Origin of the sequence: Mycobacterium sp. (assembly GCF_035314665.1) — a bacterium.
GTDB lineage: Bacteria > Actinomycetota > Actinomycetes > Mycobacteriales > Mycobacteriaceae > Mycobacterium.
This window is the reverse complement of sequence record NZ_DATFZD010000161.1, coordinates 1-9,944: the sequence shown is the minus strand read 5'-3', so window position 1 is coordinate 9,944 and position 9,944 is coordinate 1. Positions and strand designations below refer to the sequence as shown.

General features: G+C 64.1%; 8 protein-coding genes and 1 pseudogene. 6 read left to right on the top strand and 3 right to left on the bottom strand.

Going from position 1 to position 9,944, the window contains the following annotated elements; translation table 11 throughout:
* Both VKI00_RS12940 and VKI00_RS12935 read left to right on the top strand, forming a co-directional pair.
* On the top strand, positions 1–2,163 hold a 2,163-nt coding region (locus tag VKI00_RS12940), incomplete at its 5' end, for a cyclase (protein ID WP_324437903.1).
* A gap of 169 nt (positions 2,164–2,332) precedes the next feature.
* Positions 2,333–2,569 carry a hypothetical protein gene (locus tag VKI00_RS12935; protein ID WP_324437901.1) on the top strand — a complete coding sequence of 79 codons (237 nt, stop codon included), beginning with the start codon at positions 2,333–2,335 and terminating at the stop codon, positions 2,567–2,569.
* Positions 2,570–3,024: 455 nt separating this feature from the next.
* Here the strand turns inward: VKI00_RS12935 and VKI00_RS12930 are convergent, their stop codons facing one another.
* Both VKI00_RS12930 and VKI00_RS12925 read right to left on the bottom strand, forming a co-directional pair.
* The gene (locus VKI00_RS12930) at positions 3,025–3,471 is read right to left on the bottom strand and encodes a winged helix-turn-helix domain-containing protein (protein WP_324437898.1); all 447 of its coding nucleotides are present in this window, start codon (positions 3,469–3,471) and stop codon (positions 3,025–3,027) included.
* A gap of 878 nt (positions 3,472–4,349) precedes the next feature.
* A complete protein-coding gene (locus VKI00_RS12925) occupies positions 4,350–4,583 on the bottom strand; it encodes a hypothetical protein (RefSeq protein WP_324437896.1) in 234 nt (77 codons plus the stop codon).
* A 292-nt stretch (positions 4,584–4,875) separates the two neighbouring features.
* Here VKI00_RS12925 and VKI00_RS12920 point away from each other — a divergent pair, with 292 nt between their 5' ends.
* Positions 4,876–5,763, top strand: coding sequence for a lytic transglycosylase domain-containing protein (locus VKI00_RS12920; protein ID WP_324437905.1), 888 nt, complete (start codon positions 4,876–4,878; stop codon positions 5,761–5,763).
* 333 nt (positions 5,764–6,096) lie between these two features.
* On the opposite strand, the gene VKI00_RS12915 is transcribed toward VKI00_RS12920, so the two are convergent.
* Positions 6,097–7,197, bottom strand: coding sequence for an IS110 family transposase (locus VKI00_RS12915; protein WP_324437894.1), 1,101 nt, complete (start codon positions 7,195–7,197; stop codon positions 6,097–6,099).
* Positions 7,198–7,547: 350 nt separating this feature from the next.
* On the opposite strand from VKI00_RS12915, the gene VKI00_RS12910 reads away from it, so the two are divergent.
* From VKI00_RS12910 to VKI00_RS12900, 3 genes and pseudogenes are all read left to right on the top strand, one after another.
* Positions 7,548–8,630 carry an IS110 family transposase gene (locus VKI00_RS12910; RefSeq protein ID WP_324437892.1) on the top strand — a complete coding sequence of 361 codons (1,083 nt, stop codon included), beginning with the start codon at positions 7,548–7,550 and terminating at the stop codon, positions 8,628–8,630.
* Positions 8,631–9,024: 394 nt separating this feature from the next.
* A complete protein-coding gene (locus VKI00_RS12905) occupies positions 9,025–9,456 on the top strand; it encodes an alpha/beta hydrolase (RefSeq protein ID WP_324437890.1) in 432 nt (143 codons plus the stop codon).
* A 272-nt stretch (positions 9,457–9,728) separates the two neighbouring features.
* Positions 9,729–9,944: pseudogene (locus VKI00_RS12900) on the top strand (hypothetical protein); the annotation flags it as partial.

Below are 9,944 nucleotides of genomic sequence, written 5' to 3'. Positions count from 1 at the left end.
CCCGAGGACTTGCTGCTGCTTGATGACCTACTGGGCATCGCCGACCCGAATGCTCCGTTACCGGCAATCGATCCCGACGCCCGTCGGCGACGGTTGACGGCGCTGCTGAATGCCGCTTCCTTGGCTCGGGAAACGCCCGCGGTCTACGTCGTTGAGGACGCCCATTGGATCGACGAGGTCAGCGAGTCGATGATCGCCGATTTTCTGACCGTGATCCCGCAGACGCCCTCGCTGGTGCTGGCCACCTACCGACCGGAGTACGAGGGGGCGTTGGCTCGGGTGCACGGTGCTCAAACCATCGCCCTTGCGCCGCTGAGTGATTCGGAAACCGCGGCACTGGTCTCAGAGCTGCTCGGCCCCGACCCCTCGGTTGGTGCACTGGGCCAGAAGATCGCCGACAGGGCTGCCGGTAATCCGTTCTTCGCTGAGGAGATCGTGCGCGAACTGGCCGAGCGCGGCGTTCTACGGGGCAACCGCAGCGCCTACGAATTGATCGCCGATGTCGGTGAGGTCAGTGTGCCGGCCACCTTGCAGGCGACCATCGCCGCCCGCATCGACCGGCTTGCCCCGGCGGCCAAGCGCACGTTGAGTGCTGCGGCGGTCATCGGCTCGAAGTTCGGCCGGGACTTGTTGGAAACGCTGGGTCTTGATCCTGTTTTGGACGATCTGGTGAGCGGCGAGTTGATCGATCAGATCACGTTCACCCGCAATCCCGCATATGTGTTCCATCATCCGCTGATCCGCACCGTGGCTTACGAGTCACAGCTGAAGTCGGATCGCGCCGAGCTGCACCGGCGTCTGGCCACCGCCATCGAAGCCCGTGATCCGGCAGCGGCTGAGGAGAATGCTGCGTTGATCGCCGAACATCTGGAGGCCGCCGGTGATGGGCACGCCGCCTACGGCTGGCACATGCGCGCCGGGACCTGGTTGACGAATCGCGACATCGCCGCAGCACATGCGAGCTGGCGACGCGCTCAGCAGGTCGCCGACCGGTTACCCGCTGATTATCCGGACCGGTTGCCAATGCGGATCGCACCGCGAACACTATTGTGTGCAAGCGCATTTCGTGTCGGAGGACCCGGCTTGTACACAGGCTTTGACGAGCTTCGCGACCTGTGCACTGCAGCGGGGGATCAGCGGTCTCTGGCCATCGGTATGCTCGGCCAGTTGATGACGGAAACCGTGCACGGGCGTCGCCGCGAGGCATCTCGTCTGGCCACGGAACACATCGAACTACTGGAATCGATCGGTGACTCGTCATTGATCCTTGCACTGTCATCCGGGGCGCTCGTCGCAAAATACGAGATTGGCGAGATGGCAGAAGCCCTTCGGTTATCGCAACGACTGATCGACCTTGCCGAGGGTGATGCCGCCAAAGGCAACATGATCGTCCCGTCGCCGTTGACACATGCGATCGCGATACGCGGATTCGCCCGCGCATGTCTCGGAATTCGCGGTTGGCGGGACGATCTCGACAGCGCAATCGCGATGGCGCACAGATTCCCACCCATGATGCTTGCCGGGGTGAGCTGGTACAAGTACTTCATCGGCGTTCCGTACGGGATGGTGCTGCCCGACGACAATGCGTTGCATGAGACGTCAGAAGTATTGGCCAAGGCAGAGCAATCCGGCGACGACCTCGCAGTTGAGCTAGCGCGCTCGGCGCGAGGTGTCACCCTAGTGCACCGAGGGGGTACAGAGACTAACGCGGGCCTCGCGCTGCTCTCAGCGGTGCGCCCCTCCAATGAGCGGATCACCGAGGTTATTGTGCCGCCAATCGACATCGAAATCGCACGGGAAAAGGTTAGATCCGGGGACTGCGACGGCGGCGTCGAACTGTCACGGTCAGTCGTCAACCGCATGTTCGAATGGGGTGGGTCCATTTGGATTGCGTTGGCGACCAGCGTCCTTGCAGAGGCGCTGCTGCAACGCGGTGGCGATGAAGATTTTGATGAGGCGCAAAGCGCGGTCGATCAGTTGGCGGCCGTGCCGACCGATCCCGGATTTGTGCTCAACGAGGTATACGTCCGACGGCTGCGGGCGCTATTGGCCCGCGCCCGTGGCGCTCATGCCGAATATCGCCACTACCGAGACCGCTACTGTGAAATCGCCAATTCGCTTGGCTTCGAGGGGCACATGCAGTGGGCCGAGGTGATGCCATGACGGTGGCGGGCTTGGTTTGTGGGCCATGCGGAACTGAGCTTCCGCCAAACAACAAGTCTTACAACGAGAGCGCGGTGCCCGAGCTACCGGGTCCGGTGGACCGGCAATGCTAGCCGCTCCCCGCTTGTCGTGCCGGCCGTACCGGGGCTGGGCGATCTACGCTTAGCTCATGTCCCGGCATGGTGCGGATGAGGTCAGCGGAAGCGAGGAGCTGCAGAAGCGGATCCGGCCTGCGGCCCCGGCGACGATGAGTGCCGACCAAAGAGACCGTCTGATCGTGATGCTGAATGACAAAGGTTGGGACGCTGGAAAAATTGGCAAGGCGGTCGGACTCACCAAGCGCGGCGTTCAAATGGCACTTCAAAGAATCCGCGAGGGGCGGCCGGGTCGCATCCGCGGCGAGTAACGCAGCTGACACAATGGGAATTGTTTAGCTGGCGCTAATCCGCGCGAGGCAGGGTAACTTCGCGGGCCTGCCCGTCGCGGGATTCAAGCAAACATGAAATGGTGCAGCCGAACATCGTAGGCAGGGCCGTTGAATCACGTCGACGGAATAGGTGCTAGGCCAGCGTGGACGGTCGACCAAACCGCCAAGGTCGAGGTAAGCCGGGCTGGGCATACCTCAAAGTTTAATTCACAGTTGTGATGAAATATGCGGCGGCGTGGCGGCTGGGTGTGGTGCCGTAAAATTCAGACCCGTCCGGGGACGGCACAAACATCCCGGATTGGTCCAGCCGTCCTCGGGCCTTTCTCACCCGCTGAGTACAATTTATTTACGGAATTGGCTGGGATTGCGGGGTGAACCCTGCGCAGGGCAGCTAAAAAGCCGGAGGGCGGTATCGCCTCTCGAAGCCAAGGCTCTTAGGAATGCGCTTTGCGGAACGCGGCCGATTTTGCCGCTTCCGCTGCTGCTGCCTCCGGCGTCCAAACGAGTAACGAGACTCCGGTGGGCATCCCAGCGTGTACGTATTCGACGCGATTCCAGCCGCGGTCTAGCTCGTCCCAGTGGCTGTCGAAGTCGGCGGTCGGCACTTCCGGCCCGTACTCCACCTGCTTGCCGGTGTCGAGGTCGTAGTAGCCGTTGTCGCGACGGCGGAGTGGCCCGTACTGGCCGACGCCGGCCCAGCGGGCATGCTCCTTGGTGAGCACCACCAGCTCGCGATCGGCCAGTGCGTGCACGGCGCGTCGGACTTGGTTATCGCGCAGGCCCAGTTTTTCGGCCAGCTTGATCACGGTGAGCACGCTGTTCTCGGATGCGTGTAGCGCGTCGAGGATGCGCCGCTGGGTTTTGCCGATGCCGGTGCTCACAGGGCCAAGTGTAGCGCACGGTCTTGGGGGTGGAATGCACGCTGGTCAACTCTCACCTGTCACCTGTTAGGCGCTGGCCCGTTCATCAGTGAGCAGTGCGGGCTGAGCGCCGGGCCGTAGGTGGTGTGTCCGCAGGTGTTGCAGCACCACGTGAGGTGACGGTCCTGACAGCGGCATGGCAGTGTGCCGACGATGCAGCGACCGGCGAGCCGGTGGCCGTTGGCGCAGTGTTGGGGTGGGCGGACCATCCACTGCCCCTCGGTGGAGAGGACCAGTTCGCCGACGTCGTACATGCCTCCGGTGTACCAATGATCGCGTCGTTTCCGGACCTTTCTCTGCCTGGGGAGTGCGCCAGTTGCGCCAATTTTTGCGCCAGTTGCGCCAGTTTGTGCGCCAGTTGGGTTGGAATTCGCGGGTTTTTCCGCGTGGTGTCCGCATGTGTGCGCTGACGTTCGGTGGTGTCTGGAAAGTGGCTTTGACCTGCGCTTTACATGCCAGCGGACTGGAACGACACCGCACGGCAGCGCGCAGCCACACACATGTGCGAACACCATTCTTTAACCTGGGGGTCAAGTGGTCGCAGGTTCAAATGCTGTCTCTCTACTGCCCGGCCGAATCGCAACGCCCCGCGCGCGCCAGATCAATGAAGCGGCCGCGGCTCGGTCCGGCATCCCGGTCGCCGACGTCGAGCAATCCTCAACCGGTGAGACTCCCGCAGGCCGGTATGAGAGCCCGACGGGTTCGGCGCCGTGGCCGCCTTCTTGTGCAGCGCGCCGGCGTCCTACGTGACCGGAGCAGCGCTGCGCTGCGACGGCGGGCTGGTGCCGACACTGTGATTCCTCTCCGGAGACTCCCGTAGAAGAATCACAGTGCCGTGCCTACCCAAAGTCCATCGGGGACAGCCCGCGCCGCCGGCTGAGCGGCGTGATCACGAAATGCCTGAAGTCCGGTACCGCCCCGGCGTCAGGCCGGCGCCGCAGCACGATGGTGACCGAAAAGGTCTCGTCGGGGCGGCCGGGCCCAGCAACTTTCCGTTGTCCGGGGGCGCTCACCAGCCCTACCATTCCGCCGAGCATCCGCCCGATCATCCACGCTGCGCCCGGTAACGCCACGCGAAGCTGTCCTAAAGGGCCCGCTGTAACGGCCTCACCGAGCGGACCTCCACCGAGGACAGCGCTGGTAATAAACAGGCCCCGAAGACATGCGGTCAACGCTACTTTCAACGAGGGGTGGGAGCAATACACTCGCTGCAGGCCCGCAAGACCTGGACCGCAAACAATTTCACGCAATCGCCGGGAAGTAAACACATTGAGCCACAACCGTGTCGACGCCACCGTGCTGCGGTCGGCTGTCGCGAGCATCGGTACGATTCGCCGCGCCACGCTGCTTCTCGTCGTCACGATCATGTTCGCACTCGTCGGCTGCTCAGAGTCGACCAGGCCGTCAACCACAACGATGGCGACCGCCACAGCGACCACGCTCCCGCCCGCGCAGCCGCTGCTGGCATCCGACCCCCCGCAGTGGCGGCTGGCATCCGACCCCGCGCGCCTGGCCGACGACCTTGTTGCCGACGAGCACGTGCTGCGCGACCCGTCGTCGTCGGAGGCTGTGTTAAAGGCGGTGGCGCGCCGCCAGCAAGCGGCCTACTACGCCCTCGGACGGCACCCCGAGTGGGACCCGACCGCGCGCCCGCGAATCCCGCCGTCGCTTCTCGAAATCTACGACCGCAATGTCGACGCGCGTCGGCAGCTCACCGCGATGAGCGAGGGCCAAACGCAAGATACGCTGCCTGCGTGGCGCATCGACCCGCCGACGCCGGCCGACGAGCTGCGGGGTTACTACCGCGAGGCGGAATCGGTGTCCGGCGTCGGATGGACCTATCTGGCGGCGATCAACCTGATCGAGACCGGCTTCGGCCGCGTCGCCGGCGTGAGCACCGCTGGCGCGCTAGGCCCTATGCAGTTCTTGCCCTCGACCTTTGGCGCCTACGGCGAGGGCGGCGACATCCTCTCGCCCCACGACAGCATCATGGCGGCCGGCCGCTGCCTCGCCGTTAACGGCTTCGCCGACGACCGCGAATACGCGCTGTACCGGTACAACAACTCGAACCAATACGTGCAGGCGGTCAACGACTACGCAGCGGTGCTCGCAGCCGATCCCGCTGCGTTTGCCGGGTACTACCGGTGGGAGGTCTATTTCAACACGACTGCCGGTGACGTGCGCCTGCCCACCGGTTACTCCGCGACCTCACCGATCCCCGTCGCGGACTACCTGGTGAAGCACCCGCAGTAAGCCATCGCGGCGCAGCAGAGCCTGCGGCCCGTTGACCCCAGCAAGCAACAAGGTCAACGAGTTGTGTCTGCTGATCACTTGACGCCGGCAAGCGAGTCAGAAGTGTGGCCAACATCGGTGACGACACGCCGCCATGCTTCTTTCCCTTTGTTCGTCGTGTCCTAGCGATGTCCTAAGACACGCGACGACCCGCTGACACACGCTGGACGCATCAGCATGAGAATTGTCCATCTAGACGGCGCCTCTCTGTGTCAAGACCTGGGTTGGTCGGTTGTATGGTGGCTGCTGGTGGGTCCGGGAAGTGACTTGTCCGAAGAGTCAGCGTGCGGGGTTTCAGCTGGCCGCGCTGGACGACAGAGCCGCCCCCGAGTGTCCTCCCGGGCCTGCCTCTAGTCTGTTTGCGTCGCGACGCAGTTGCCGGTAGACGACGTCGGAGAGCCGCCGTTTGAGGCATCGCATCGCTTCTTTGTGGCTCTTGCCGTCGGTTCGCTTCCGCAGGTAGTAGGCCCTACCCGGGGTGTCCTGTCGTATCTGGGTGAGGGCCATGACGTGGAGGCAGAGGTTGAGTTGGCGGTCGCCGGCGCGGGAGAGCCGGTGTCGGACAACGTCTCCGGAGGACACGTCGATTGGTGCGGCACCGGTGTAGGTGGCGAACGCGGCGGCGGAGCGGAATCGATCGATGGTGCCGACCCGGCCCAGGATCTTGCCCGCGGTTAATGCACCGACACCGCATAGCTCGGTGAGAGTGGTGCCGGAGGCGGTGACAGCGGTCTGGATGTCGGCGGCGGCCTTGGCGATGCGGCGATCCAACTGGCGTATCTCAGCGACGAGATCGGCGGCCAGGCTCCGCAGGGTCTTGCCGGCTGCATCGCGGGGACGGATCCCGCGCAGGAGTTCGGCGGCCCGCTCGGCTGTGAGTTCACGGTTGGCGCCTGCCGGGGTGAGGTTGGTGAGCACAACGTGGAGGCGGTTGACGGTTTGGGTGCGGGTTTTGACCAGGTCGTCGCGGTGGTCGACGATCGCGCGTAGGGCAGTCACAGCCCCGTCGACCGCGGCGGAATTCAACCTAGGTGCGCTGCGCGCGGCGATCGCCACGCTCACAGCGTCGGCATCGTCGTTCTTGCGGCCGTGGCCGGTCGACAGCATCCGTACTCGGGCGGCGAGCTTGGCGGGCACGTCGACGACGTCGATCCCGTCGGTGCGTAGCCGCGCTGTCAGCGGCGCACCCAGGCCAGATGCGCCTTCGATTGCCCAGGTCGGATCGGGCCACCGGCGGGCGAAGCGACGCAATGCACGGTAGCCGTCGCGGCTCACTGAGACTCGAATCGTTGCCACGGGCTGCAGCGACGCATCGACCACTGCGGCGGTCCAGGACGCCTTGTGGGGATCGATCGCTATCACCATGCGCTCCGGGGTCGTCGATGTCGTTGACACCTATTTGGCTCCTCGCCTCGAATTTCTGGATGGAAAGCGAGAAGGGCACACCAACTTTCGGCTTTGCAGGCCTCTCTTCAGCCACTCCTCGCGCGGGGCGCACCGATCCGAGGCACAAGCCGTCTAGGAGTCAACCCACACGGTCATGGGCGACAGGTATGGGGCGAGCGATCTCGAATCGGTGCTCGGTGATCACGGCTGCAGACCGCGATCACCTACCGCCTATTACACAAGTTGGTATGGAGGCTGACTCGAGGCCGAAGGCCTCGGGCTGCAATTGGACGTGGGTTGCCGGTGGCGGGTGGACACTCGCTCCGGTAGAGCCACAGTTGCAGATCAGGAGGCCTCCGGTGAGTTTTAACGGTACGAGTGTCGGGTTGGATGTGCATGCGCTTTCGGTGGTTGCGCATGCGGTTGACGAAAGTGATGGGTCGACGTCACGGGCGCGGTTGTGCCCGGATCACGGCGAGATCCTCGGATGGTTAGGCCAGTTGCGTGGCCCGGTGCGGGTGACCTACGAGGCTGGTCCGACGGGATTCGGGCTGGCGCGAGCTCTCGCTGACGCCCAGATCGAGTGCGTGGTGGCTGCGCCGTCGAAACTGATCCGCCCTGCTGGGGATCGGATCAAGACCGATGCTCGCGACGCCGCCCATCTAACCCGGTTGCTGCGCTTGGGTGCGATCACCGCCGTGTCGGTGCCCGAACGGGATGTCGAGGCCGTACGTGATCTGGTGCGGGCCCGTGAGGATGCCCGTGCTGATCTGATGCGGGTGCGGCATCGGTTATCCAAACTGCTGTTGCGGCAAGGCCGTGTGTATTCCGGCGGGCAGGGCTGGACCGGGCTGCATGAAATTTGGCTACGCCGGCAGCGTTTCGACGACGTCCACACGACATCGGCGTTCGAGCATCACTTCGATGCCGTGCTGAACGCGACAACGGCGCGCGATCGCCTCGATGAGCAGATCGTCGCCGTGGCAGCCTCACCCCGGTGGGCCGATGCCGTCGACCGGCTCGGGTGCCTGCGCGGTATCTCGGCGCTGACCGGGCTGGCGCTAAGCGTTGAGATCGGTGACTGGAGCCGCTTCACCGGCGCCTCGATCGGGGCCTACGTCGGGTTGGTCCCCACCGAGTACTCCTCGGGAGCATCTCGGGTACAGGGCGCCATCACCAAGGCCGGCAACGCCCACGTGCGCAGGCTGTTGATCGAGGCTGCCTGGCATCACCGCGCGGCCTACCGCAATCCCGGCCCGACGATGCGGGCCCGCTGGGTCAAAGTCGACCCCGCGCTCAAAGCGCGTGGGCACGCCGGAAACCGACGCCTGCATCAGCAGTGGTGCCGCTTTTTGGAGCGCAAGAAGAACCCCCTGGTGGCCAACGTCGCCATCGCCCGCGAACTGGCCGGCTGGTGCTGGTCGCTGGCCACCCTGAACTAACCGCGCCACGATGACTTGATCGGCATCGAGTCCGGCCACGGCGAGGTAGGCGAACTGGATCTGCGTTACAGCTATGAGCCACAACGAGACTCGACCCAAGTCTCTCCGTGACGCCCGTCTCTAGAGAGCAGCCACCGTTCGCGCCGAATCATCGTCTTGCGGTACCCAACCCGCGCATATCCGTCTGACTCCACCGTCGTTGACCAACGACCGCTGCGGCACCGGACCCGACATCGATCAAACGAAAGCCGCCCCGGCACCAAACCGGGGCGGCTTTCACCTGCCTCTTGACAAACAGTGCCTACATATCAGCTGTACAGATCGCCAGTCTGTAGACACAGCGGGGCTGATGCGCCCGGTAGGGCATCAGGATTGGGCAGATGACGAACGCTCTATGACTGCCGATCAGATCCGCCAACACATGGCGCACTATTTCGTGAACAAAGCTCCGCGACTCATCGAACCCTTTGTCGCGGTGCGCAGGGCCGTGGGTCGAGGGCCCGAGTTCGAGCGCTGGGTGCAAAGCTCCGCTGCGGCCACCGACATGCTTCTCAACCAGCCTGCCGTGGACTTCGTTGGTTCGCTACCGCTCCCGTCGCTATTCGTTTGCGGCCTGTCCGACCGCACTTACGTGGGCGCGAAGTACACTGCCCCCAAAGATCAAGGGGCCAAGGGCAATATCGCGGCAATGGCCAAGGGGTTCGCGGCCAGAATGCCCAAGGGCCGTTTCGTCGGGGTGCCCGAAACGGGTCACGTGCCGCATCTGGAGTCACCGGCCGCGTTCAATTCGGCTGTGCTCGAGTTTCTTGCGGTCAACGCGCAGTAGCCGATAGCCGCTTTTGGGGACGCCGCGGCACCCGTGCTGGTGGGCGCTCGGCTCCGCGAAAGCTGAGTGCTGGGTGACTGTGACTGTCAACAATGAGGAACGGGGCATGCCACGGAGCAGGTCGTGCGCAAGCTGGCGACCGCAGATTTGGCTGCAGGCTTACCGGTGTATCGCACATCAGTAATCGTTTTCGGTCGAATCTGAAGGAGTCGAAGCATGCGATCTCTCACCCCCACCCTGGCGCTTCCCGGGTCCAGTGACATTGTTGAGTGATGAGTACTCCGGATGGCGCTAGGGAAGCGTCGGCTGGCGAATACAGCGCGGATGAGGACGACCAACTGCAGCCAGAGGACACCCTCATCGACCGCGGCGTCGACGACGTACTCGACGAGGGATATTCGCCGCCCGAGCGTCCATACGGTCGTGGCTCCTTGGGGCCGACGCCTGAAAGCTTGGACCAGCTGCTAGCCGAGGAAGAGCCGGATCCG